General features: G+C 62.8%; 22 protein-coding genes. 16 read left to right on the forward strand and 6 right to left on the reverse strand.

All coding sequences use genetic code 11. From position 1 onward, the window contains the following. Positions 1-25 precede the first annotated feature (25 nt). Genes exeE through exeC form a run of 3 tightly spaced genes read right to left on the reverse strand, consistent with a single transcriptional unit; the run spans position 26 to position 4,503 of the window. On the reverse strand, positions 26-1,531 hold the full coding sequence (gene exeE / locus AACW18_RS14805) for a GspE family T2SS ATPase variant ExeE (RefSeq protein ID WP_042653130.1): 1,506 nt from the start codon (positions 1,529-1,531) through the stop codon (positions 26-28). After that, complete coding sequence (gene exeD / locus AACW18_RS14810) at positions 1,531-3,600, reverse strand: GspD family T2SS secretin variant ExeD (RefSeq protein WP_218389093.1); 2,070 nt, start codon at positions 3,598-3,600, stop codon at positions 1,531-1,533. Before exeD ends, exeE begins: the two co-directional genes overlap by 1 nt. Before the next feature lie 21 nt (positions 3,601-3,621). Next, entirely contained in the window at positions 3,622-4,503 is an 882-nt protein-coding gene (exeC, locus tag AACW18_RS14815; protein WP_305730700.1) for a GspC family type II secretion system variant ExeC, read from the reverse strand. 188 nt (positions 4,504-4,691) lie between these two features. Here exeC and hslR point away from each other — a divergent pair, with 188 nt between their 5' ends. From hslR to AACW18_RS14855, 8 genes are all read left to right on the forward strand, one after another. Further along, positions 4,692-5,090: a ribosome-associated heat shock protein Hsp15 gene (gene hslR / locus AACW18_RS14820; RefSeq protein ID WP_218389095.1), complete on the forward strand. Its 399-nt coding sequence runs from the start codon at positions 4,692-4,694 to the stop codon at positions 5,088-5,090. A gap of 108 nt (positions 5,091-5,198) precedes the next feature. Further along, a complete protein-coding gene (gene hslO, locus AACW18_RS14825; protein ID WP_042653134.1) occupies positions 5,199-6,083 on the forward strand; it encodes an Hsp33 family molecular chaperone HslO in 885 nt (294 codons plus the stop codon). Positions 6,084-6,232: 149 nt separating this feature from the next. After that, positions 6,233-7,858: a phosphoenolpyruvate carboxykinase (ATP) gene (gene pckA / locus AACW18_RS14830; RefSeq protein ID WP_218389096.1), complete on the forward strand. Its 1,626-nt coding sequence runs from the start codon at positions 6,233-6,235 to the stop codon at positions 7,856-7,858. Between the two features lie 176 nt (positions 7,859-8,034). Continuing rightward, complete coding sequence (locus AACW18_RS14835) at positions 8,035-8,700, forward strand: GntR family transcriptional regulator (RefSeq protein ID WP_042653136.1); 666 nt, start codon at positions 8,035-8,037, stop codon at positions 8,698-8,700. A gap of 33 nt (positions 8,701-8,733) precedes the next feature. Next, complete coding sequence (locus AACW18_RS14840) at positions 8,734-10,536, forward strand: aminopeptidase P family protein (RefSeq protein WP_218389097.1); 1,803 nt, start codon at positions 8,734-8,736, stop codon at positions 10,534-10,536. A gap of 103 nt (positions 10,537-10,639) precedes the next feature. Further along, positions 10,640-11,044, forward strand: coding sequence for a nitrous oxide-stimulated promoter family protein (locus AACW18_RS14845; protein ID WP_218329403.1), 405 nt, complete (start codon positions 10,640-10,642; stop codon positions 11,042-11,044). A 107-nt stretch (positions 11,045-11,151) separates the two neighbouring features. Then, positions 11,152-11,604: a GNAT family N-acetyltransferase gene (locus AACW18_RS14850; protein ID WP_042653139.1), complete on the forward strand. Its 453-nt coding sequence runs from the start codon at positions 11,152-11,154 to the stop codon at positions 11,602-11,604. A 130-nt stretch (positions 11,605-11,734) separates the two neighbouring features. Further along, positions 11,735-12,205 carry an outer membrane lipoprotein gene (locus AACW18_RS14855; protein WP_042653140.1) on the forward strand — a complete coding sequence of 157 codons (471 nt, stop codon included), beginning with the start codon at positions 11,735-11,737 and terminating at the stop codon, positions 12,203-12,205. An 85-nt stretch (positions 12,206-12,290) separates the two neighbouring features. On the opposite strand, the gene AACW18_RS14860 is transcribed toward AACW18_RS14855, so the two are convergent. Then, positions 12,291-13,238: a CYTH domain-containing protein gene (locus tag AACW18_RS14860; RefSeq protein WP_218389098.1), complete on the reverse strand. Its 948-nt coding sequence runs from the start codon at positions 13,236-13,238 to the stop codon at positions 12,291-12,293. A 169-nt stretch (positions 13,239-13,407) separates the two neighbouring features. Between AACW18_RS14860 and AACW18_RS14865 the strand changes: the two genes are divergently transcribed. Both AACW18_RS14865 and AACW18_RS14870 read left to right on the forward strand, forming a co-directional pair. Then, positions 13,408-14,088 (forward strand): TIGR00153 family protein, encoded by a 681-nt coding sequence (locus AACW18_RS14865; RefSeq protein ID WP_042653142.1) that lies wholly within the window; start codon positions 13,408-13,410, stop codon positions 14,086-14,088. A gap of 25 nt (positions 14,089-14,113) precedes the next feature. After that, positions 14,114-15,379: an inorganic phosphate transporter gene (locus AACW18_RS14870; protein WP_042653143.1), complete on the forward strand. Its 1,266-nt coding sequence runs from the start codon at positions 14,114-14,116 to the stop codon at positions 15,377-15,379. Positions 15,380-15,486: 107 nt separating this feature from the next. Here AACW18_RS14870 and AACW18_RS14875 read toward each other — a convergent pair whose 3' ends face one another. After that, on the reverse strand, positions 15,487-16,725 hold the full coding sequence (locus AACW18_RS14875) for a multifunctional CCA addition/repair protein (RefSeq protein ID WP_218389099.1): 1,239 nt from the start codon (positions 16,723-16,725) through the stop codon (positions 15,487-15,489). A 219-nt stretch (positions 16,726-16,944) separates the two neighbouring features. Here AACW18_RS14875 and AACW18_RS14880 point away from each other — a divergent pair, with 219 nt between their 5' ends. From AACW18_RS14880 to mltC, 5 genes are all read left to right on the forward strand, one after another. After that, the gene (locus tag AACW18_RS14880; RefSeq protein ID WP_218389100.1) at positions 16,945-18,588 is read left to right on the forward strand and encodes an ExeA family protein; all 1,644 of its coding nucleotides are present in this window, start codon (positions 16,945-16,947) and stop codon (positions 18,586-18,588) included. Beyond that, positions 18,588-19,277 carry a GspB family T2SS assembly factor variant ExeB gene (gene exeB, locus AACW18_RS14885; RefSeq protein ID WP_218389101.1) on the forward strand — a complete coding sequence of 230 codons (690 nt, stop codon included), beginning with the start codon at positions 18,588-18,590 and terminating at the stop codon, positions 19,275-19,277. The genes AACW18_RS14880 and exeB overlap by 1 nt, the downstream gene beginning before the upstream one ends. A gap of 94 nt (positions 19,278-19,371) precedes the next feature. Then, the gene (mutY, locus tag AACW18_RS14890) at positions 19,372-20,445 is read left to right on the forward strand and encodes an A/G-specific adenine glycosylase (protein WP_218389102.1); all 1,074 of its coding nucleotides are present in this window, start codon (positions 19,372-19,374) and stop codon (positions 20,443-20,445) included. Then, the gene (locus AACW18_RS14895; protein WP_042653148.1) at positions 20,442-20,714 is read left to right on the forward strand and encodes an oxidative damage protection protein; all 273 of its coding nucleotides are present in this window, start codon (positions 20,442-20,444) and stop codon (positions 20,712-20,714) included. The genes mutY and AACW18_RS14895 overlap by 4 nt, the downstream gene beginning before the upstream one ends. Before the next feature lie 104 nt (positions 20,715-20,818). After that, positions 20,819-21,919 carry a membrane-bound lytic murein transglycosylase MltC gene (gene mltC / locus AACW18_RS14900; protein ID WP_218389103.1) on the forward strand — a complete coding sequence of 367 codons (1,101 nt, stop codon included), beginning with the start codon at positions 20,819-20,821 and terminating at the stop codon, positions 21,917-21,919. A 74-nt stretch (positions 21,920-21,993) separates the two neighbouring features. Here the strand turns inward: mltC and AACW18_RS14905 are convergent, their stop codons facing one another. Continuing rightward, positions 21,994-22,374: a YgiW/YdeI family stress tolerance OB fold protein gene (locus AACW18_RS14905; protein WP_218291566.1), complete on the reverse strand. Its 381-nt coding sequence runs from the start codon at positions 22,372-22,374 to the stop codon at positions 21,994-21,996. Between the two features lie 241 nt (positions 22,375-22,615). On the opposite strand from AACW18_RS14905, the gene AACW18_RS14910 reads away from it, so the two are divergent. Continuing rightward, on the forward strand, positions 22,616-23,623 hold the full coding sequence (locus AACW18_RS14910; RefSeq protein WP_218389104.1) for an SGNH/GDSL hydrolase family protein: 1,008 nt from the start codon (positions 22,616-22,618) through the stop codon (positions 23,621-23,623). Positions 23,624-23,773 lie beyond the last annotated feature (150 nt).

Below are 23,773 nucleotides of genomic sequence, written 5' to 3' on the forward strand. Positions count from 1 at the left end.
GGCAGCTTGCCTGTGCCGGACGAGATCAATCCTCCCGGGTCACCCGCAATACCTCTTCCAGACTGGTCTGGCCCAGCAGCACCTTGTCGATGCCATCGCGGCGGATGCTGGGGGTATGGCCCCGGATCAGGCGCTCGATGACCAGCTCGCCGCTGGCACCGTGGATCGCCTCGCGCACTGTGTCGTCGATCACCACCAGCTCATGGATACCGGTCCGGCCACGATAGCCGGTATGGTTGCACTGCTCGCAGCCGACCGGGCGCCACATCAGCTGATCCGGCGCCAGCTCGATGCCCATGGCGAGCCGCTCCTGCTCGGTGATGGGGTGCTGGGTGCGGCAATCCGGGCAGAGGGTGCGCACCAGCCGCTGGGCCAGCACCGCCAGCAGCGAGGAGGAGAGCAGGAAGGACTCGATCCCCATGTCCCGCATCCGGGTGATGGCGCCGATGGCAGTGTTGGTGTGCAGGGTCGACATCACCAGGTGACCGGTCAGCGACGCCTGCACCGCTATCTGAGCGGTCTCCAGATCGCGGATCTCCCCCACCATCACCACGTCGGGATCCTGACGCAGGATGGCGCGCAGGCCGCGGGCGAAGGTCATGTCGACCTTGCTGTTGACCTGGGTCTGGCCGACCCCCTCCAGGTCATATTCGATGGGATCTTCCACCGTCAGAATGTTGCGGTCCCGCGAGTTGATCTCGGACAGCGCCGCGTAGAGGGTGGTGGACTTGCCCGAGCCGGTCGGGCCTGTCACCAGGATGATGCCGTGAGGCTTGCGAATGAGCTCGCTGATGATCTTGCGATTGGCCAGCGTCATGCCGAGCTGCTTGAGCTCGAGCCGCACGTTGTTCTTGTCGAGCAGACGCAGCACCACCCGCTCGCCATAACTGGAGGGCATGGTCGAGACCCGCACGTCCACCGCCCGGCCGCCGATACGCAGGGAGATGCGCCCGTCCTGAGGCACCCGCTTCTCGGCGATGTCCATGCGGGACATGACCTTGATGCGCGACACCAGCAGGGAGGCGAGCTTGCGGTGGGGCCGCAGTATCTCCCGCAGTACACCGTCGATGCGGAACCGGATGACCAGCACCCGCTCGAAGGTCTCGATGTGGATGTCGGACGCCTCCTCCTTGATCGCCTCGCTCAACATGGCGTTGATGAGGCGGATGATGGGGGCATCGTCATCGGCGTCGAGCAGATCCTCGCTCTGGGGCAACTCCTCCGCCAGGGCGAAGAAGTCCATCTCGTTGCCGAGATCCTCCATCAGCTGGCGTGCCTCGGAGGAGTCACGCTGGTAATGGGCCGTCAGCAGATCTTCGAATTCGTCGCTGCCCAGCTGCTCTACCGCGAAGTTGCAGCCCGCCACGCGCCGCACCTCCAGCAGAGTCTGCGGCGCGACGCCCTGACGACAGAACAGCAGGGGGGCGCCCTGCCGCTCGGTCAGGATCACCCCGAAGTTGCGGGCGAAGGCAAACGGCAGCTCGGGCAGCGCCGCCGGCAAGTCGGATCCATCGAGTTGGTAGGCCGCCATCAGGGCTGCCCCTGCACGAAGGGTTGCCCCTGGGCCGGCGCCTGTTGCACCTGGGAATGCGCCCCGGTGGCGGTCGCCTGCTGCTGGGCCTTCATCAGCTCTATCTGTTTCTGCACCTCAGGGGAGAGCATCACGTCCTGACCATAGGCGGGCAGCACCTGGCGGGCCGGCGAGGTGGCATAGCCCTCCTCGGCTGCCAGGTTCAGCTGCTCGGCGCGGAACAGGGTGTACTTGTTGCTGGAGACGCCGGAGTAGACGTTGGCATCCCGCAAGATGGTCGGTCGGATAAACACCATCAGGTTGCGCTTGGCGGTGGTGTTGGAGGTGGAGCGGAACAGGTAGCCCAGCACCGGAATGTCCCCCAGCAGCGGGACCTTGGAGACCTGCTCCTTGGTCTGCTCATCCATCAGGCCGCCCAGCACCACGGTTTCGCCACTCTTGACCAGCACCGCGTTCTTGACGGTACGGGTATCGAAGGTCGGACCCAGGTTGGCAGTCCCGGCCGCCTGGGCCTGGGCCACGCTGGAGACCTCCTGCTCTATGTTGAGCAAGACGGAGTCCCCTTCGTTGATCTGGGGCGTCACCACCAGCTTGGTCCCCACCGTCTTGCGCTCTATGGTGTTGAACACCTGATCGCTGGTGGTGGAACTCTGGGAGCCACTCTGCACCGGCACTTCCTGGCCGACGTTGAAGGAGGCTTCGTGGTTGTCCATGGTGACTATGCTCGGGGTCGAGAGGATGTCGTTCTTGGTGTTGGTCGACAGCGCCGTCACCAGCATGGCCCAGTCGCCCTTGTAGAAGCCGGCGGCCATGCCGCTGAAGCTGCCAAGCAGGTTCTCGAGCCCCTCGGTGTTGCCGTTGTCCTTGTAGTCCTTGCCCGCGATGATGGCCGGCCCGATCGGCAGACCGGTATTGGTGAACTGGGTGCCGCCGCCGTTGGCATTGGCCCACTGCACCCCGAGGTTCAGGCCGTCGCCGTCCTGGATCTCGACGATGATCGCCTCCACCAGCACCTGGGCACGGCGGATGTCGAGCTTGGCGATGACCTGCTCCAGCTCGGCCATCACGTCCGGCTGGGCGGTGATCACCAGCGCATTGGTGGTCTCGTCGGCGGAGATGGCCAGTTGGCCGCCACCTATGCTGGCACCGCCGGTGGCAGCCGCCGCAGTACCGCCCTTCTTGTCGGCCGCGATGCTGGAGCTGACCCCCTTGAGCACATCCACCAGATCCTTGGCCTTGCCATATTTCAGGTAGAAGACCCGGGTGTTGCCCTGACTCTGCAGATCCTTGTCGAGCTGACGCACCATCTGGATGATACGGGCCCGCGCCTTGGGCTCACCGCTGATCACCACCGAGTTGGTGCGCTCGTCCGCCACCACCTTGGGAGAGAGCAGTATGGAGGCGTTGGCCCCCTGGTTGTTGCCATCCTTGTTGAGGTTGGTCACCAGCCGCACCATCTCGCCGGCCGAGGCATATCTCAGCTTGATGACGTCCATGTCCTGATCGCCGGCCCGGTCTACCCGGCGCACGACCTCGACCAGACGATTCACCACGGCGGCACGGCCGGTGATCAGCAGCACGTTGGAGGGCTCGTAGTGCACCACGTTGCCGCCGCCGGCGTTGTCGTTGAGCTGGCGCAACAGGGGCGCCAGTTCGCGCACCGAGACGTTGCGCACCGGCACCACCCGGGTCACCATCTCGTCACCCACGCCAGGGTTGCTGTCGTCCACCACCGGGATGGAAGAGGTCTTGGCATCCTTGGAGCGCACCACCTTGAGCACCCCGTTGTTCATGGGCACCACGGCGAAGCCATAGACGTCGAGCACGCTCAGGAAGAACTGGTAGTACTGATCCTCATTGAGCAGATCGTAACTGCGGACATTGATCTTGCCGCGCACCGAGGGCTCTATGATGATGGTCTTGTTCAGGTTCTTGCCGACCGTGTTGATGAACTCTTCGATATCGGCATTCTTGAAACTGGCGGCATACTCGGTGGCCCAGGCGGAGCCTGCCATCATCAAGGCCGCCGCAACCGTGGCCAGACGCCAGCCTTTCCCTTTATTTATCATTCTTGGTGCTACTCCAATTCATTATTCTGACAAGCCGACATACACATCGTAGAGCTGTCCTTGCCGTTCGACGGTGACGGTCATTTCCGTGGCGCCAGCCACTTGTTGCATAGCCTGCATGGCCTGTGCGTTATCCCGCAGATCCAGGCCATTGATACTGACCGCCAGATCGTTGGCGACCAGTCCGAGTTGAGTGAACAGTTCAGGTTTGCTGCCCGGGTTGAGACGATAGCCGACCATGCGGCCATCGACCCGGACCGGGGAGATATTGAGATAATCGGTGATCTTGCCAGGGTTGCTCATCAATTCGCTGCGCACCGAGGAGAGCTGACCAGCCTGGCGCGCCACCTTGGGCAGCGGTTTGCCGTACTCCTCGCCATCCAGCATCAGGGTCTCGTCACGGCCATCGCGGGCAATGATGACCCGATCGGCAAACACCTGCCGGATCTTGGCCTGGGTACCGTCGATGTAATCGCCGATGCCATAGGAGTTTTGCAGACCGTTGTGGGCGATGATGGCGATGGATTTGGTGGAGTCAGAGCTCGCCAATACCCCGTTGAGCTGGGCGTTGAGCTGGGTCTTGGGGGCATCCGCCGCGACGGCCGCGGCCACATCGGCCGCCTGGGCCTGCTGCGGCGCCTTGCCAAACAGGGAGAGCCGGCTGACATTGCTGAGATCGAGGCGGGAGGCTTCGCCTCCCTGACCGGCCACGACCGATGGCTGCCAGGCGGGATTACGCGAAGACTGAGTCAGATCGAACAGACGCCAGGTAAGGCCGGCACACTGATGGGCCAACAGCAGCAGCAGCAACCAGAACAGCGGTTGGCTGAAACGGGAGAGTGGCACGCGGTTGCAACGAGCCAGAAGGGCACTGAATAAATCACCCCTGAACGGTAGCGTCATGTTTCTCAAAATATTCTGGCATCCATATCGATTGGCTATTGTGTACGGCAATGGACCCAGAGACAACCGACCGGATGGGATGACGCGGTGAAAATCCAGATCCCGTCACACCCTGTCCCCCTGTTTCTATCCAGGGGCCTGCCTCTGGTATAATCAAGCTCCCCTTTCAGCCATCCCGGAGTCGATTCATGGCGAATCCAGCAGAAAGCACAATCCAGGTCCGTCTCGACAAATGGTTGTGGGCCGCGCGTTTCTACAAGACCCGCAGCCTGGCCCGGGACCAGATAGATGGCGGCAAGGTGCATTATAACGGCCAGCGCAGCAAGCCGGGAAAGATAGTCGAAACCGGCGCCCTCATCCGCTTCTGGCAAGGCCAGGACGAGCGGGAAGTCAGAGTGCTGCAAGTCAGCGAGCAGCGCAAGTCGGCCCCCCTCGCCCAGCAGCTCTATGAAGAGACCGAGGAGAGCCTGAAGAAACGGGCCCAGAACAACGAGGCGCGGCGTTTCAACAGCCAGTTTGCCCCAAGCCCCGAGCGTCGTCCCGACAAGCAGGAACGGCGCCAGCTGCTCAAGGTCAAACAATATTAGTCCACCTTGATGGCCCTTTTATGACGCCAGGCGGCTAGATAAGTTCCTAACCGCCTGTTTAACAAAATATTTATCAATTTACACCACCGAAGACCCTAGGAATGCATGATGAGTAACCAAGATCTCCTGTATCGCTATCTGTTCGAAGAGTACGAAGTGCGTGGGGAGCTGGTCCAGCTGGACAGCACCTACCGCCACATCGTGGAAGCCCAGAACTACCCGGTGCAGGTGCAAAAGTTGTTGGGTGAACTGCTGGTCGCCACCAGCCTGCTGACCGCCACCCTCAAGTTTGAAGGCTCCATCACGGTGCAGTTGCAAGGGGACGGTCCGGTTCGCCTGGCGGTGATCAACGGCGATCACAACCAGCAGTTGCGTGGCGTCGCCCGCTACGAAGGCGACCTGCCGAGCGATGGCAAGCTGCAGAGCCTGATCGGCAACGGCCAGCTGGTGATCACCATCAGCCCGGAGCAGGGCGAGCGCTATCAGGGCATCATCGCCCTCGAATCCGACACCCTGGCCGGCTGCCTTGAGCAGTACTTCGCTCAGTCCGAGCAACTCGCCACCCGGCTCTGGATCCGCACCGGTCATCATGAGGGGAGCCCCCGCGCCGCCGGCATCCTGCTGCAGGAGCTGCCGGCCCAGAGCGAGGATCACAGCGCCGACTTCGATCATCTAATCCAGCTCACCAGCACCATCAAGGACGCAGAGCTGTTTGGCCTGGAGGCCGAGGAGATCCTCTACCGCCTCTATCACCAGGACAAGGTGCGGGTGTTCGATCCCCAGGCGATCGAGTTCCGCTGCACCTGCTCCCGCGCCCGCTGCGAAGGGGCCCTGCTGCAGATAGAGAAGGAGGAAGCTCTGGCCATGGTGCAGGAGCTCGGCAAGATCGACATGCACTGCGACTATTGCGGCGCAGAGTACCAATTCGATGGAATAGACATCGAAACCCTGTTCAGCAGGGCTCCCGATAATGATGCAAACAAGTTACACTAAATGAAGGCGGGTCAAACCCGCCTTTAACTTAAATAACAAAAAAATACCCTATTTTATAAAGTTTGATGGCGATCGCTAAAATCTACCACCTAGGTGGTAGCATGAAAGCCAGATAGAACCCTACAAACCTCTGAACCCAGGAGAACATAATGACTATCGTGGCAGAACCCACCCTGGCCCAACAATTACAACTAGACCAGTACGGCATCAAAAACAGCCAAGAAATCGTTCGCAACCCCTCCTATGAGCAGCTTTTCGCAGAAGAGACCCGCCCAGACCTGGAAGGATTCGAGCGCGGTGTCGTCACCGAGCTGGGCGCAGTCAATGTCAACACCGGCATCTTTACCGGCCGTTCCCCAAAAGATAAATATATCGTCAAGGACGCCACTACCCAGAACACTGTATGGTGGTCTGACCAGGGTAAAAACGATAACAAGGCACTGAGCCCGGAAGTCTGGTCACATCTAAAATCCCTGGTGACCAAACAGCTCTCCGGCAAGCGTCTGTTCGTGGTGGATGGCTACTGTGGCGCCAACCCGGATACCCGCCTGGCGGTACGCGTCATCACCGAGGTGGCCTGGCAGGCTCACTTCGTCAAGAACATGTTCATTCGCCCGAGCGACGAGGAGCTGAAGGGCTTCAAGCCGGACTTCGTGGTGATGAACGGTGCCAAGTGCACCAACCCGAACTGGCAGGAACAGGGGCTCAACTCCGAGAACTTCGTCGCCTTCAATCTGACCGAGAAGATCCAGCTCATCGGCGGCACCTGGTACGGTGGCGAGATGAAGAAGGGGATGTTCTCCATGATGAACTACTTCCTGCCCCTGCGCGGCATGGCCTCCATGCACTGCTCCGCCAACGTGGGTCAGGACGGCGACGTGGCCATCTTCTTCGGCCTGTCCGGCACCGGCAAGACCACCCTCTCCACCGATCCCAAGCGTCAGCTGATCGGCGATGACGAGCACGGCTGGGACGATGACGGCGTGTTCAACTTCGAGGGCGGCTGCTACGCCAAGACCATCAAGCTCTCCAAAGAAGCCGAGCCGGACATCTACAACGCCATCCGTCGCGATGCGTTGCTGGAGAACGTGACCGTGGCCGCCGATGGCACCATCGACTTCAACGACGGCTCCCGCACCGAGAACACCCGGGTCTCCTACCCCATCTATCACATCGAGAACATCGTCAAGCCGGTCTCCAAGGCGGGTCATGCCACCAAGGTGATCTTCCTGACCGCCGATGCCTTCGGGGTTCTGCCCCCGGTCGCCAAGCTGACCAAGGAGCAGACCAAGTATCACTTCCTGTCCGGCTTCACCGCCAAGCTGGCCGGTACCGAGCGCGGCATCACCGAGCCGACCCCGACCTTCTCCTCCTGCTTCGGCGCGGCCTTCCTCAGCCTGCACCCGACCAAGTACGGCCAGGAGCTGGTAAAACGGATGGAAGCCGCCGGCGCCGAGGCCTACCTGGTCAACACCGGCTGGAACGGCACCGGCAAACGGATCTCCATCAAGGATACCCGTGCCATCATCGACGCCATCCTGGATGGCTCCATCGAGAAGGCGCAGACCAAGACCCTGCCGATCTTCAACCTGGAAGTGCCGACCGCACTGCACGATGTGAACCCGGCCATCCTAGACCCGCGCGACACTTATGCCGACCAGGCCGAGTGGGATGCCAAGGCGGTCGATCTGGCCGAGCGTTTCATCAAGAACTTCGAGCGCTTCACCGACACCGACGAGGGCAAACGCCTGGTCGCCGCGGGCCCGCAGCTGTAACGCCAGCACCCGTCGGTTACTGTCATCCCATACCGGTCAGCCTCGCTGGCCGGTATTTTTTTGACCAATACCCGACCTTTGGCCCCCGCCATGCCTTGCCTTGCCGACGGTTGCGCGTTAGATTCAGCCAACTGTATACAATATACAATTTTGTAACGACGCCCTGTGACCCGAGCATGAACCCACCCTATCAGACCCGCACCCAGATGGTGATGGAGAACCTCCGCGGCCGGATCCTGCGCGGTGAATTTCCCGCCGGCGCCCCGCTGCGCCAGGACGCCATCGCCAAGGAGCTGGCGGTGAGCCGCATTCCGGTGCGGGAGGCGCTGATGCAGCTGGAGGCGCAGGGGCTGGTGAAATTCGAGGCCCATCGCGGCGCCGTGGTCACCATGCTGGAGGCCTCGGCCATCGAGGAGCTCTTTTATTTGCGAGCCCTGCTGGAAGCCGATACCCTGTTCCACGCCGTCGACATGATGACGGAGGAGACCTTCGCCCAGGCGCAAGCCATCCTGGCCCAGTTTGATCAGGCACTCGAATCGGGCACCCAGATAGAACACTGGGCCGAATTGAACCACCGTTTTCACGCCACCCTCTATCAGGCCGCCAATCGCCCCCGGGCACTGGAGCTGATCGCCCAGATCAATCTGAGCTGCGATCGCTATGTGCGCTTCGAGCTGCTGTTTGCTCAGGGCGGCATAGACAAGGCCGAACGCGAACACGCCAAGCTGCTGGAGCTGTGCCGCGCCCGTCGCAAGCACGAGGCCGTGGTACTGCTCAAGCAACACATCGAGGCGGCAGGCCAGTCGGTCAAGCAGATCCTGGCCAACGGCCACCACCAGTGAACACTCACCTCACCACAATCTGGCATTAACGACATGAACCATTTCGAGATTATTGAAACCCGCGTCGCCCAGGTCAGGACCACTCTGGCCACGTTGGAGCTGGACGCCTTCATCGTCCCCCACGACGACGAGCACCTGGGGGAGTACATCCCCGCCTACGCCGAACGTCTGGACTGGATCACGGGTTTCAACGGCTCCGCCGGGCTCGCCATCATCATGGCGCAGCGGGCGGCCCTGTTCATCGACGGTCGTTATACGGTGCAGGCCCGCCTGCAGGCACCGGCCGAGCTGTTTGAGTTTCTTCACCTGAACGAAGATCCCCACGTGCAGTGGCTGGCAGAGCAGCTACCGTCCGGCGCCCGGGTCGGCTTCGACGCCCGGCTGCACAGCCTGGCCTGGTACCAGAACGCCAAGGCGCTACTGAGCGAGCGCGGCATCGCGCTGGTCCGGGTCGAGGAGAACCTCATCGATCTGCACTGGGCCGATCGCCCCGCCCCGACCAAGACCCCGGTCATCCTCTACAGCGAGGAGCTGGCGGGCCAGTCGAGCCAGGCCAAGCGCGAGCTGCTGGCGAGCGATCTGCGCAAGCGCGGCCTGGATGCGGTGCTGCTGACCCAGGCCGAGCCCATCAACTGGCTGCTCAACCTGCGCGGCAGCGACGTGGAGCGTCTGCCGGTGGTGCTGGGCTTTGCCGTGCTCTACGCCAACACCAGCATGGATTTCTTCGTCGACACCGACAAGATCGACTGCGTCGCCTTCTCCCGTCACGTGGGACAGGATGTCTCCGTCTATCCCATCGACAAGCTGGGTGACGTGCTGCAGCGCATCGGGGAAGATCAGCAGAAGGTGCTGGCCGATCCGAACACCGCCAACGCCTGGACCCAGCTCACCATGGAAGAGGCGGGCGCCATCCTGGTGGCCGGTCAGGATCCGACCATGCTGCCCAAGGCGTGCAAGAACGAAGTGGAGCTGGCTGGCATGCAGCGTGCCCACCTGCGCGATGGCGTCGCCGTCACCCGCTTCCTCGCCTGGCTGGATCGCCTGATCGCCGCCGGCGAGTTCGAGGGGGTGGATGAGGGCACCCTGGCCGATCGGCTGGAAGCCTTCCGCCGCGAGCAGGATCACTATGTGGAGCCGAGCTTCGACACCATCTCCGCGCTCGGCCCCAACGCCGCCATGTGCCACTACCGTCACACCAATGGCGTGCCGCGCGCCTTCGGCCAGGACAGCATCTATCTGGTGGACTCCGGTGCTCAGTATCTGGACGGCACCACCGACATCACCCGCACCCTCAAGGTGGGTGAGGTGACGGATGAGCACAAGGCCATGTTCACCCGGGTGCTGCAGGGTCACATCGCCCTGGATCAGGCCCGCTTCCCCCGCGGCACCGCCGGCATCCAGCTCGACGTGCTGGCCCGCATGCCGCTGTGGCAGGCCGGTTACAACTACGACCACGGCACAGGTCACGGCGTCGGCCACTTCCTGAGCGTGCACGAAGGCCCGCAGCGCATCGCCCCCAAAGGCAGCCTGGTGCCGTTGCAGCCGGGCATGGTGCTCTCCAACGAGCCGGGCTACTACCGGGAGAATGCGTTCGGCATTCGCTGTGAGAACCTGGTGGTGGTGACCGAGCAGGAGCAGATCGGTGAGTTGCCGATGCTCGGCTTCGAGCGGCTGACCTATGTGCCGTTCGATACGCGTCTCATCGATCGCAGCCTGTTGAGCCCGGCCGAGTTCCGCTGGATCAACGACTACCATGTGGAAGTCTTCCGCCGCCTGAGCCCGCTGCTGGACGGCGAGGATCTCGCCTGGCTGGAGCAGGCAACCAGCCTCATCTAATCGCAGACAATCGAGGTTGTCTGACGACACAGGGCCCAAGAGCCCTGTTTTTTTGCCCATGGCTTTGACCTGTATCAACACCCGTTGCGAGCAGGTCGGGACAATGGCAGCCATGAACTCCAATCAACCAGGCACTCGTCGCAGTGCCGGTGCCAGCCAGGCACCCGAGCATCCCAGGCTCAGGCGGGAGCAGTTGACGGTCAGCGCCATGATCCGCCTCTACTGCCACCATCACCACCAGGACAGCGACTGCCGGCACTGCCAGCAGTTGCAGGAATTCGCCCACCAGCGCCTGCGGCGCTGCCGTTATGGTCACGGCCACAAACCGACCTGCGCCAAGTGCGACATCCACTGTTATGCCCCCGCCATGCGCAAGCAGATCCAGCTGATCATGAAGTGGAGCGGTCCTCGCATGCTGTGGCATCACCCCTGGCTCGCCCTGCGCCATCTGCTGGACAGCCGCCGCAAGGCCCCCAGGCGCCCCCACGGCAGGCCGCTGCCGCCCTGATCCCTCGATGCCGTCCGCCAGATCGCTTGCATCGTGCGAACGGGCTCACTACCCTGTGGCTCTTTTGACTGCCGAACGGCAGCGCGTACCGGATCCCAGGAGCCAAGATGCACCAGCCCCCCGTTTTGAGAGTGGCCCGCCACACCGACATGCACGCCATCTGGCAGCTCGATGTCAGCGTCTTCGGGGAGGATGTCTATCCCGGCTTCTTCTTCCGCCAGGCCATGGATCTGTGGCCCGAGCTGCTGCTGGTGGCGGAGCTGGATGGCAGGCTGCTTGGCTATGCCCTGGGCGGCCTGGGACAGGATAGCTCGCAAGGCTGGCTGCTCTCCCTGGCCGTGCTGCCGGAGGCGCGCGGTTTTGGCCTGGCCGAACGCATGATGCTGCGGGTCGAGCAGGCGCTGGCAGGGCTGCGGGTCGAGCGGGTCAGGCTGACCGTCGACCCGGTCAATCCGGCCCAGCGCCTCTACTTTCGCCTCGGCTATGTGCAGCTGAGCGAGGAGCGGGACTACTTTGGCCCGGGTGAGGATCGCCTGCTGCTGGAAAAGCGGCTGGGCTGATCCCCGGCCGGGCTGGGCGGTCCCGAAATCACATAATTGGTTACACTTTGCGGGTTTCATGCGCAATCCGGTTGGCGTAAAGTCAGATCCAGCAACCAGATTAACCAGATGCCCGCCCAGGAGGCTCATCATGTTGAAACGCATTACTCTCGTTACCCTGCTGGCCGCGACCACCGCCATCACCGGCTGTGCCAACAGCGACGTCTACTCCGGCGACGTCTACACCAAGGATCGCGCCAAACAGGTGCAGACCGTCAGCTACGGCACCATCCTCTCCACCCGCCCGGTCAAGATCCAGGCCGACGAGAACTCCCTGCTCGGCACCCTGGGTGGCGCCGTGGTCGGTGGCCTGCTCGGCAGCACCATAGGCGGGGGCCGGGGCAGTGACATCGCCGCCGCCGGGGGTGCCATCGCCGGTGCCGCCGCAGGCAAGGCCGCCGGTGACAAGCTCAATCAGGTCGACGGGGTCGAACTCGAGATCAAGAAAGAGAACGGCGAATCCATCGTGGTGGTGCAAAAAGCCAGCCCGACCTTCGTACCCGGTGCCCGCGTGCGCATGACCCAGGGCAACGGCAGCATCAACGTGGCCGTGGTGAACTGACCGCCGGCTACCGTTCGAGCACAAAAAAAAAGGTGAGCCCAGGCTCACCTTTTTGCTATCTGTTTTTTGCTATCTGACTATGGCCTCAATGGCCCAGGTGCAGCCAGGCCGCGATGGCCAGTTGCAGCCCCACGTAATCGGCGCCGTGGAGCAGGGCCGACAGCCGTTCGCCGTCCGCCTCTTGCGCCAGCGAGGCGTGCCGGGCCAGGAGCGGCGGTAGCCAGGATGGCGCCACCGCCAGGGTCGCCGCCGCCTCGCTCAGCAGGGTCACTCCCTGCAAGATCCCCGCCAGTGCCTGCTGCCGCTCGACCCCCTCAGACTCCAGCCAGAGCTGCTCATGATGCTGCCAGTGTTGCAGGCCGAGGGTGATGCAGGCCGCGGCGGCGAGGCCGCCGACATCTGGCAAGGGCTGCACAGCCAGGGGCTTGCCGAGCCCCGCCAGCCGGTAGCCCCGCTGCGCCTTGGACTGTGCCCCCAGCCTGACGCCGCCCAGCCCGGCCAGCCGCGCCGCCAGGGCGAACAGGGCGTTCGCCGTGCCGGACTTGAGCTCCAGCTCCAGCTCATCGATCTCGCTGCGCCCCAGGGAGCCGACGATCTCCCCCCGATCCCAGGCCAGTTCGATCTCGGCGCCCTCGAAGGCGATCAGCCAGTAACGGCGCACGAAGTCGGTCCTGAACTGGGCAACCAGCAGGCCCTGGAGCGCGTCACGCACCTCGAGGCTGGGCCAGATCTCCGTGGGGAAGGCGGCCAGGGTCGGCAGTGCGCCGCTCACGGGGGCATTGTATTCGGGCCTGGCATGCAGTCCGCCGACCACCTGGCCCCGGCATTTGATGGTTTGTTCAGAAAATTTATCGCTGCGGCGGATACGCAATCCCATGTCGAGTCGACGCAAATCCAGCTCGGGCGTATCGAAATAGACATTGCCGAGCTCGACCCGGGAAGACGAGACAATCTCAAGTGAATTCAGAAGGTTGGAGAGGGACTCTTGGATGTCTCTGGCGATGAAAAACTTTATCTCGATCTCAGTTTGCATAGTCATTCCGGGCTGGCAGGCAACTTTGGGGGGCATGATCCGGATCGCGAGGATATAATGCCAGCGATACGTCAGGATTAATTCACGGTTTTATTGATGGCACAGTTCGGTTATCCTGCGCCCCTCATAAAATCGTATCGAGTGTTTTTTCACCGACACAGGTTTGGCCATGCCAGTAAATACTATTTTGGGTCTTTTTGCCAAGTCCCCCATCAAGCCGCTGCAGAAGCATATCGTCAAGGTTCACGTGTGCTGCGAACAGCTCATTCCCTTCTTTGATGCCGTTGCCGAAGACCGCTGGGAAGATGCCGAGAAGATCCGGCAACAGATCGCCCAGTTGGAAAAAGAAGCGGATATCCTCAAACGCGAAATTCGTCTGAAACTGCCGCGTGGCCTGTTTCTGCCTGTCGCTCGTACCGATCTGCTGGAACTGCTGACTCAGCAGGACAAGATTGCCAACCGTGCCAAGGACATCTCCGGCCGCATGCTTGGTCGTCGAATGGAATTCCCCGCCGAGATGCGTGCCGATTTCATGGCCTATCTCAAACGTTGTATCGATGCGACCGCCCAAGCCGAAAAAGCCATCGGAGAACTCGATGAGCTGCTCGAAACCGGCTTTAAAGGACGTGAAGTTGAAATGGTTGCCGAGATGATCCATCAACTGGATCTTATCGAGGACGATACTGACACCATGCAGATCGGACTGCGCCAACAGCTGCAAGCCGTTGAGCAGAAATACAATCCGATCGACGTTATGTTCCTCTACAAGATCCTCGAATGGGTAGGTGACCTGGCTGATCAGGCCGAGCGCGTTGGCGCCCGTCTGGAATTGATGCTGGCTCGTTCGTAATCGACTGACTGGGTAAACACTACTAATGGACATTATCGCAAATTACGGCACCACCCTGGTGCTCGTGGCGGCCTTGTTCGGCTTTTTGATGGCCTGGGGCATAGGTGCGAACGACGTCGCCAATGCCATGGGCACATCGGTCGGCACCAAATCCCTGACCATCCGTCAGGCGATCATCATCGCCATGATCTTCGAGTTTGCCGGTGCCTATCTGGCCGGTGGCGAGGTCACGGCGACGATCCGTAACGGCATCATAGATACCAATGCCTTCACCGATACCCCGGATCTGCTGGTGCTCGGCATGATTGCCTCCCTGCTGGCGGCGGGTCTCTGGTTGATCCTGGCCTCCTATTTCGGCTGGCCCGTCTCCACCACCCACTCCATCATAGGTGCCATCGTCGGCTTTGCCGTGGTGAGCGTCGGTCCGGAAGCGGTGCAATGGAGCAAGTTTGGCGGCATCGTCGGCTCCTGGATCATCACGCCGGCCATCTCCGGCATCATCGCCTACTTCATGTTCATCAGCGTGCAGAAGCTCATCTTCAACACCGATGATCCGCTGGCCAACGCCAAGCGCTACGTGCCGTTCTACATGTTCCTGACCGCGCTGGTCATCTGCCTGGTGACCATCAAGAAGGGACTGACCCACGTCGGTCTGCACCTGAGCGATGGCGAGGGCATCATGCTCTCCATCGCCATCTCGGTGGCACTCGCCATCGCGGGCTGGTTCTATATTCGCGGTCAGCAGTACAACCCGCAGGATGACAACAAGATGCACTTCGCCAACGTGGAGAAGGTCTTCGGCATCCTGATGGTGATCACCGCCTGCGCCATGGCCTTCGCCCACGGCTCCAACGACGTGGCCAACGCCATAGGCCCGCTCTCCGCCGTGGTCTCCACAGTGCAGAGCGCCGGCCAGATCAGCGGCAACTCCGCCATCGCCTGGTGGATCCTGCCGCTCGGCGGCATCGGTATCGTCATCGGTCTCGCCACCATGGGCGAGAAGGTGATGGCCACCGTCGGCACCGGCATCACCCACCTGACCCCGAGCCGTGGCTTCGCCGCCCAGCTGGCCACCGCCGCCACCGTGGTGATCGCCTCGGGTACCGGTCTGCCCATCTCCACCACCCAGACGCTGGTGGGTGCCGTGATGGGGGTGGGTCTGGCCCGCGGTATCGCCGCCCTGAACCTCGGCGTGCTGCGCAACATCGTGGTCTCCTGGGTCATCACCCTGCCCGCCGGTGCCATCCTTGCCATCGTCATCTTCTACATACTGCAGGCCTGCTTCTCTTAAGGCAGGACGCAGCAAAAAGCCCGGGTCATTGACCCGGGCTTTTTTTTACGCTCCCTCGCTGCCTCAAACGGCCGATCACGCTGCACCAATCGACCCTACAGAGGCACTTACTCCTCGATAAAGGTCCACTCGTCACGCACCCGGCTGATGGCATCGAGCCGGCGCTTGGCCAACTGCTCGCGGATCTCCTCCCCCTTGAAGCCCGCCGCCACTATCTCCTTGACCGGCACCGCCTGGGCCGCGCCGAGCGCCTGCGCCACATAGTCCGGCTCGGCATAGACCCGCTCCTCGAACCCGGTGCGACCGTGGAAGTCGGCGCGGCAGGTGTCCAGCAGCTGGGCGAAACGCTCGGGCCTGCGCCAGGCATCGGCCTTGTCGAACAGCTTGAGCAGGGTCGCCGGCTTGAGTTCGAACGCGATGTGAATATGGGTGTGCAGATCGCTCACCAGCAGGGCCAGATCGCGGCAGTCGTTCGGCACCCGGAATCGCTCACAGAAATCCCGGATCAGCGGCAGCCCTTTCTGGCCGTGGCCGTGATGGCTCGGCCAGAACTCGGGCGGGGTCAGCCCCTTGCCGAAGTCGTGACAGAGGGCGGCAAAGCGCACCGGCAGATCCGGGGAACGCAGACAGGCCTGATCCAGCACCATCAGCGTGTGGATGCCGGTGTCGATCTCCGGGTGCCACTTGGCGGGCGCCGGCACACCGAACAGGGCATCCAGCTCGGGGAACAGCGCCTTGAGGGCGCCGCACTCGCGCAATACCTCGAAGAAGACCCTGGGGGTCTGCCCCAGCAGCACCCTCTCCAACTCCTTCCAGACCCGCTCGGGGGTCAGGTGGGCGAGCTCACCGGCCTGGGTCATCTCCCGCATCAGCGCCAGCGTCTCAGGCGCCACGGTGAAACCCTGGGCATGGAAGCGGGCGGCGAAGCGCGCCACCCGCAGGATGCGCAGGGGATCCTCGGCAAAGGCCGGTGAGACATGGCGCAACAGCCGCGCCTCCAGATCGGCCATGCCGCCGTAGGGATCGTGCAGTTGTCCGTGCTCGTCTTCGGCGATGGCGTTGATGGTGAGATCCCGGCGCAACAAGTCTTGTTCGAGCGTCACCTCGGGGGAGGCGTGGCACACGAAGCCGGTGTAACCCTGCCCCTGTTTGCGCTCGGTGCGGGCCAAGGCATACTCCTGCTGGGTCTTGGGGTGGAGAAACACCGGGAAGTCGCGGCCGACCTGGGTGAACCCCAGCGCCAGCATCTGCGCCACAGTGGCGCCCACCACCAGGTGATCCCTGTCGCCCTGCGGCAAGCCCAGCAGGCGATCCCGAACCGCCCCCCCAACCAGATAAGTCTGCACGCGCAATCTCCCTCGATTAACCTGTCTCGATGATACCGCTTTTGCGCGCCGTACACGACGACCCCCTGCATGCGGTTCACCTCTTTCCCTCGCTAACCCGGCCCCGATCCACGGGGCGCTTTGGGTCGCCGGGTCTGATGACACCCTTATGGTATCCGGGTCTTTGACATCCCTGTGGGGAGGCTTTAACCTGCCGCCATAACAATGGAATGGATCCTTATGTACACACAGTTCTTCGGTCTGTCGGAGCCCCCGTTCTCCATCTCGCCCAACCCCAAATATCTCTACATGAGCGAACGCCATGCAGAGGCCCTCGCCCACCTCAACTACGGGTTGCAGGATGGGGGTGGCTTCGTGCTGCTCACCGGCGAGGTGGGGACGGGCAAAACCACCGTCTCCCGCTGTCTGTTGCAGCAGTTGCCCGCCGAGACCGAGATCGCCTACATCCTCAATCCATCCCTGACCGAGCGGGATCTGCTGGCGGCCATCTGCGACGAGTTCCAGTTGCCCTATGCCCAGGATGCCAGCCTCAAGCTGTTGTTCGATCTCATTCGCGATCACCTGCTGGCCAATCTGGCGGCGGGCAAGCGCAGCGTGGTGCTGGTGGATGAAGCCCAGCACCTGCTGCCCGGCGTGCTGGAGCAGTTGCGGTTGCTCACCAACCTGGAGACCGACGAGAAGAAGCTGCTGCAGGTGGTGCTCATCGGCCAGCCCGAGCTGCAGCAGATCCTCCGCCAGCCCCTGCTGCGCCAGCTGGCCCAGCGCATCACCGCCCGCTATCACCTGCTGCCGCTCTCCAGCCAGGACGTGGACGCCTATGTGCGCTTCCGGCTGCAGGTGGCCGGTTGCGTCCAGCCCATCTTTACCCCCAAGGCGATCCAGACCCTGCATCGCCTCTCCGGCGGCATCCCGCGTCTCATCAACCTCATCTGCGATCGCGCCCTGATCGCCGCCTTCGCCCGAGTCAGCCACAAGATAGTGCATGGCGACATCAGCCTGGCGGCCTATGAGGTGAGCGGCATTCGCGACGAGGGCAGCTGGCAATCCGGCCTCACGGTCGCGCTGGCGGGCGCCCTGCTGGTCGCCGCCGGCTGGTGGGGCTGGCAGCTGTTCGGCGTCTTCCCCGCCAGACCTGTGGTCAAGGTGGAGGTGCCGGTCAAGGTGGACGACACCCCGGAGCAGCAGGAGCAGCTGACCCGCGCCATCAATCAGGCGCTGGAGCCGGACACCGCCATGCAGAATCTCTACAAGGTGTGGGGCTACCAGGCCGAGCTGGAGGAGGCGACCTGCGACGACGCCCCCCGTGCCGGTCTGCGCTGCCAGGAGGGCACTGCCTCGCTGACGGAGCTGCAGGCGTTGCAGTACCCGGCCCTCATCAGCCTGACCGACGAGACGGGCGGTCTCTATTACGCCACTCTGGTGGGCCTGGGGGCTGACAAGGCCAGCCTGCTCATCGGCAACCAGAGCTGGCTGGTGGACCGGCAGTGGCTGTCTGATGCCTGGGGTGGCAGCTACACCCTGCTGTGGCGCATGCCCAAGGGCGGCGTGACCCTGATCGGCAGCAATGCCAACGCGGCCCAGGTGCAGTGGCTGGACAGCGCGCTCAACCGCGCCATGCAGCAACCGGATCGCAAGGTGAGCCGCTTCGATGCCGAGCTCAAGAACAAGCTGCAACAGTTCCAGCGCGAGCAGGGGCTGACCCCGGATGGCATCGCCGGCAGCAACACCCTGCTGCGCCTGAACGTGATGGCCGGTGAGCCCATGCCCAGACTGGAGGATCAGTCCCTGCGCGCCAGCGCACCGGTCGATCTGGATACCGTGGTCGATGAGGCCATGATCACCCTGCCGGAGGAGGCCTCCTGATGTCTACCCTGCTCAAAGCCCTGCGCCGGGCGGATCAGCCCCAGTTCACGCCCCACATGCCGCTCATGGGCCTGCCCGTGAGCCAGGAGGAGGAGCCGCACCGCCGCTGGATCTGGTGGCTGCTGGCCCCGTTGGCCCTGATCATGGGGGCCGGCGCCAACTACGGCTGGCACCTCTACCACCTCAAGCCCCTCGAACAGCAGATCGAGGTGAAGGAGGTGGTGACGCCGCCCTTCGTGCGGGTCGAGCCCAAGCCGATGATCACCCGTCCGTTGCCCCCGCCGCTGCCAGTGCCCGTGGTGCAGCCCAAGCCTGCCGCCGCGGCCCCCGCGACGGCGACCGCCAACAATGGCACCCAGAGCCTGGCCGAGCGCATCATGCTGGCCCTCAACAACACCCCGCTGCAGGAAGAGCCGGCGGCGCCACAGGCCCAAGCCCAGAGCCAGGCCATGCCGCTCAGCGCCCTGGACCCGGCCCTGAAACAGCAGGTGCCCCCCCTGACCTATGGCGCCCACAACTTCTCCTCCGACCCGGCCAAACGGGCCGTGGTGCTCAACGGGCGGGAACTGCGCGAGGGCAGCGAGGTCGCCCCCGGCGTGCTGCTGGTCGCCATCGCCCAGGATTACATCATCCTGCAGGTTGGCGGGCAGCATGCCAGCCTCAAGGCGCTGCAAGACTGGCGCGGTTAGCCGAGTCCATCCAACCGGCCAGCCACCCTGGCCGGTCGCTTATTCAAGAGGGAGCCCGAGAGCTCCCCTTTTTAATCAATAACATGAGAACAATGTGAGCAACCCAAGCGACACCACCTTCGCCACCCGGATCCTGGATTGGTACCAGATCCACGGCCGCAAGACCCTGCCCTGGCAGCAGGACAAGACCCCCTATCGGGTCTGGATCTCCGAGATCATGCTGCAACAGACCCAGGTCGCCACCGTCATTCCCTATTACCAGCGCTTCATGGCGCGCTTCCCCGACGTGCTGGCACTGGCCGATGCCCCCATCGACGAGGTGCTGCACCACTGGACCGGGCTCGGCTACTACGCCCGCGCCCGCAACCTGCACAAGGCGGCCCAGCAGATCCGCGATCTGCACGGCGGCCTGTTCCCGGAGCAACTGGAGGAGGTGATGGCCCTGCCCGGCATAGGTCGCTCCACCGCCGGTGCCGTGCTCTCGCTCTCGCTCGGCCAACCCCACGCCATCCTGGACGGCAACGTGAAGCGGGTACTCACCCGCTGGCTGGCGCTGCCGGGCTGGCCCGGCCAGAAGCAGGTGGAAAACGATCTGTGGGAGCTGGCGACCCGCCTCACCCCGCGGCTCGGGGTGGCCCACTACAACCAGGCGATGATGGACATGGGCGCCACCGTCTGCACCCGCAGCAAGCCCGCCTGTGTGCGCTGCCCGGTGCAGGCCGATTGCCAGGGGCTGTCGCAGGGCAATCCCACCGCCTACCCCAACAGCAAACCGAAGAAGAGCATCCCGGCCCGCACCGGCATCATGCTGCTCATTCGCCACGGCGATCAGTTGTTGCTGGAGAAGCGCCCCCCCCAGGGGATCTGGGGCGGGCTCTACTGCTTCCCGCAGGTGGAGTCAGAGGCCGAGATCGAAGGACGCTTGCAGGCGCTGGGGGTGAGCGGGCACGACTATCGGGAACTGTCTGGCTTTCGTCACACTTTCAGTCACTTCCACCTCGATATCCGGCCCTTGCTGATCGAAATGGCTGCCCCCCCGCCCCCGCTGCTCATGGAAGCGGATTCTCGACTCTGGTATAACTTACGCCATCCTGCCGAGGTGGGGTTGGCGGCCGCCACGGCCCGCCTGCTCGCCTACCCGGACTTACAACCACAGAGGTCAACATGAGCCGTACCGTATTTTGTCAGCGTCTGAAGAAAGAGGGGCCCGGCCTGGATTTCCAGCTCTATCCCGGTGAACTCGGCAAGCGGATCTTTGACAACATCAGCAAGGAAGCCTGGGCCGAATGGCAGAAGAAGCAGGTGATGCTGATCAACGAGAAGAAGCTGAACATGATGAACCTCGAGCATCGTCAGCTGCTGGAAAAAGAGATGGTGAACTACCTGTTTGAAGCGGGTGAAGTGGCCATCGACGGTTACACCCCTCCCAGCCAATAAAGTTGTAGCTGTGGGCAAGGAAGAGCATGCCAAGACGTGGCCCGCCTCTCCTGGCTCACAGCCAATGAATGACGGACGGCCCCGCCGCCCAGTTTGAGGATCTTATGGGTCGAATTTTTTGGCTGCTGTGCGCTCTGCTGTTTCTCTCTGCCTGCTCCTCTTCCCCCAAACCCAGCGGTGAAGACGAGGAGCTGGTCAACGGCAAGGACATTCGCGGTTTCGAACACATGATCAGTGCACTCTCCCATAACGTGAACGAGATATGGGGGCGCGAGGCGCTGTTCGCAGGCAAGTTTGACTACGTCAAATACACGGATCAGTACAAGAGCCGGGCCCACATTGACTTCGCCAGCGGCCACATCATGGTGGAGACCGTCTCCGGGATCGAGCCCAGCGCCCACCTGCGCCGTGCCATCATTGAGACGCTGCTGACCCCGGACGATCCGGCGGAAGTGGATCTTTACTCCGACCGGGAGATCCTGCCCGGTGGCGAGCCCTTCCTCTACGGCCAGGTGCTGGACAACCAGGGCCAGCCGATCCGCTCCGACTGGCGCGCCGAGCGCTATGCCGACTACCTGCTCAGCACGGCGATGAAGAAGCGCACCCTCGGGATCCGCACCATCTTCTTCGTCGACATTCCCATGGTGGCGAACCATGAGGACAGGCGCGGCTACAAGTACGCCGGCATCATCCGTGATGCCTCCCGCAAGTACGGCGTCGCCGAGAGCCTGATCTATGCGGTGATCAAGACCGAGAGCAGCTTCAACCCCTACGCGGTCAGCCATGCCAACGCCTATGGCCTGATGCAGGTGATCCCGGCCACCGCCGGACGGGATGTCTATGTGCGGGTCAAGGGCAAGAACGGCCAGCCGACCCGGGAGGATCTGTTCAACCCGGCCTACAACATAGACGTGGGCACCGCCTATCTGCACCTGCTGCAGACCGTCTACCTTGCGGACATCCAGGATCCGCAATCCCGTCGCTATGCGGTGATCTCCGCCTACAACGGCGGCGCCGGCGGGGTGCTCAACACCTTCTCCAGCAACCGCAAGGCCGCCCCAGGCATGATCAACCGGCTCTCCCCCGAGGCGGTCTATCAGGTGCTGACCGAGCAACACCCCAAGGCGGAGGCGCGCCGCTACCTCTACAAGGTCAATCAGGCCGAGAAGGGATTCAAGCGCACCGTCGCCAGCCGGGCGGGTTAGGCTGACAGCATGAAAGAGGGCGCTTGATATCAAGCGCCCTCTTCACATCTGGCCAGCGGGTGTCGGGATTGGCCTTATTTGGCGATGAAGCCACCCTGGCTCTGCGCCGCCGCGCCCACCTTCTCCAGGCTCTCGACCTCCACTTCGGTCTTGTTCCAGCTGTGGTCAACCTCGCCACGGATACGGATCAGATCGTCCGGGCCCACTTCGGTGCCCCGCCACACCTTCTGATCCACCTCCACTTCCACCTCGCCACTGCTGTCCTTGAACAGGTAATTCTCGCCGCCAAGATGCTTGACCAGCTTGCCTTCCAGGGTGACCCACTGGTCATCCGCCACGTCTTTCAACTGCGCGACGGACACCTTGTTCTGCTCCTGCGGGCCTGTGTAGGCCGCCATGGTGTAAGAGGAGACGGACATCAGGGCCAACAGACCTATTACGCTTGCTTTGTTCATTTTCATGCTCCTGTCATTGGGGTATGAGGGCATCTTGCCTCGGATTGCGTGAAACAAACGTGAAGCGTCCCCCATCTGGGGGAGTCGAGTGTGACCGTAATCGATTTAATGGGCATGGCTTGCTGCAGAATTTTATTCGGCTGGATACCGTATGACCTGGCAAAACGGGTCCCCAGCCCGCGTTGTCCCATCGAGGAACAGCCTGCAGGCACCCCTGCTTAGACGCAACGAGAACAACGACATGAAGAAATGGTTTGTCTGTTTATTGGGATTATTCGCGCTGACGGCGCAGGCCGCCGAGAGCCGCCCCGCCTTCTCCCGCATAGTGATGTTCGGCGACAGCCTGTCCGATACCGGCAAGATGTACGACAAGATGCGCGGTTATCTCCCCTCCAGCCCGCCCTACTACCAGGGCCGCTTCTCCAACGGGCCTGTCTGGCTGGAGCAGCTGCCCCAGCAGTTCCCGGGACTGAAGATCGCCAACGAGGCGGAGGGCGGCGCCACCGCGGTGGCCTACAACAAGATCTCCTGGAATCCCAAGTATCAGGTCATCAATAACCTGGACTACGAGATCACCCAGTTCCTGGAGAAGGACAGCTTCAAGCCGGACGATCTGGTGATCCTCTGGGTCGGAGCCAACGACTATCTGGCCTATGGCTGGAACACGGAGCAGGACGCCAAGCGGGTGCGCGACGTCATCAGCGACTCGGCCAACCGCCTGGTGCTGAACGGGGCAAAACAGATCCTGCTGTTCAACCTGCCTGATCTGGGCCAGAACCCCTCGGCCCGCAGCCAGCAGGTGGTGGATGCCGCCAGCCATGTCTCTGCCTACCACAACCAGCTGCTGCTTAACCTGGCGCGCCAGCTGGCCCCCACCGGCCTGGTGAAGCTGTTCGAGATCGACAAGCAGTTCGCCGAGATGCTGAGCGAGCCGCAAAACTTCGGCCTGAGCGACACCGAACATGCCTGCTACGGTGGGAGTTATGTGTGGAAGCCGTTCTCCTCCCGCAGTGCCGGCACCGACAGCCAGCTCTCCGTCTTCAATCCGCAGGAGCGTCTCGCTATCGCCGGCAACCCATTGCTGGCCCAGGCCGTCGCCAGCCCGATGGCCAGTCGCAGCGCCAGCGAGCTCAACTGTGAGGGCAAGATGTTCTGGGATCAGGTACACCCGACCACGGTCGTGCACACCGCCCTGAGCGAGCGGGCGGCCGCCTTCATCGAGCAGGAGTACGAATTCATCCCCCAGTAATGACCGCCATGATGCGAAGGGCCGACATCCCGTCGGCCTTTTTTGATCTGCCCCCCCTGCTTGTAAAACGAACAGCCCATATGACACCCGTCACAAATCGGAGCCATACTGGCCCCTTCTCCCCGCAACTCCACTATGATGCGCATAGTT

It is taken from the genome of Aeromonas sp. sia0103 (assembly GCF_963895295.1).
Classification (GTDB): Bacteria; Pseudomonadota; Gammaproteobacteria; order Enterobacterales; family Aeromonadaceae; genus Aeromonas; species Aeromonas encheleia.

What these genes read in the sequence shown, in the direction of transcription:
- exeE (WP_042653130.1), bottom strand. Translation starts at nt 1,531, where the DNA reads ATGGCGGCCTACCAACTCGATGGATCCGACTTGCCGGCGGCGCTGCCC.
- exeD (WP_218389093.1), bottom strand. Translation starts at nt 3,600, where the DNA reads ATGATAAATAAAGGGAAAGGCTGGCGTCTGGCCACGGTTGCGGCGGCC.
- exeC (WP_305730700.1), bottom strand. Translation starts at nt 4,503, where the DNA reads ATGACGCTACCGTTCAGGGGTGATTTATTCAGTGCCCTTCTGGCTCGT.
- hslR (WP_218389095.1), top strand. Translation starts at nt 4,692, where the DNA reads ATGGCGAATCCAGCAGAAAGCACAATCCAGGTCCGTCTCGACAAATGG.
- hslO (WP_042653134.1), top strand. Translation starts at nt 5,199, where the DNA reads ATGAGTAACCAAGATCTCCTGTATCGCTATCTGTTCGAAGAGTACGAA.
- pckA (WP_218389096.1), top strand. Translation starts at nt 6,233, where the DNA reads ATGACTATCGTGGCAGAACCCACCCTGGCCCAACAATTACAACTAGAC.
- AACW18_RS14835 (WP_042653136.1), top strand. Translation starts at nt 8,035, where the DNA reads ATGAACCCACCCTATCAGACCCGCACCCAGATGGTGATGGAGAACCTC.
- AACW18_RS14840 (WP_218389097.1), top strand. Translation starts at nt 8,734, where the DNA reads ATGAACCATTTCGAGATTATTGAAACCCGCGTCGCCCAGGTCAGGACC.
- AACW18_RS14845 (WP_218329403.1), top strand. Translation starts at nt 10,640, where the DNA reads ATGGCAGCCATGAACTCCAATCAACCAGGCACTCGTCGCAGTGCCGGT.
- AACW18_RS14850 (WP_042653139.1), top strand. Translation starts at nt 11,152, where the DNA reads ATGCACCAGCCCCCCGTTTTGAGAGTGGCCCGCCACACCGACATGCAC.
- AACW18_RS14855 (WP_042653140.1), top strand. Translation starts at nt 11,735, where the DNA reads ATGTTGAAACGCATTACTCTCGTTACCCTGCTGGCCGCGACCACCGCC.
- AACW18_RS14860 (WP_218389098.1), bottom strand. Translation starts at nt 13,238, where the DNA reads ATGCAAACTGAGATCGAGATAAAGTTTTTCATCGCCAGAGACATCCAA.
- AACW18_RS14865 (WP_042653142.1), top strand. Translation starts at nt 13,408, where the DNA reads ATGCCAGTAAATACTATTTTGGGTCTTTTTGCCAAGTCCCCCATCAAG.
- AACW18_RS14870 (WP_042653143.1), top strand. Translation starts at nt 14,114, where the DNA reads ATGGACATTATCGCAAATTACGGCACCACCCTGGTGCTCGTGGCGGCC.
- AACW18_RS14880 (WP_218389100.1), top strand. Translation starts at nt 16,945, where the DNA reads ATGTACACACAGTTCTTCGGTCTGTCGGAGCCCCCGTTCTCCATCTCG.
- exeB (WP_218389101.1), top strand. Translation starts at nt 18,588, where the DNA reads ATGTCTACCCTGCTCAAAGCCCTGCGCCGGGCGGATCAGCCCCAGTTC.
- AACW18_RS14895 (WP_042653148.1), top strand. Translation starts at nt 20,442, where the DNA reads ATGAGCCGTACCGTATTTTGTCAGCGTCTGAAGAAAGAGGGGCCCGGC.
- mltC (WP_218389103.1), top strand. Translation starts at nt 20,819, where the DNA reads ATGGGTCGAATTTTTTGGCTGCTGTGCGCTCTGCTGTTTCTCTCTGCC.
- AACW18_RS14905 (WP_218291566.1), bottom strand. Translation starts at nt 22,374, where the DNA reads ATGAACAAAGCAAGCGTAATAGGTCTGTTGGCCCTGATGTCCGTCTCC.
- AACW18_RS14910 (WP_218389104.1), top strand. Translation starts at nt 22,616, where the DNA reads ATGAAGAAATGGTTTGTCTGTTTATTGGGATTATTCGCGCTGACGGCG.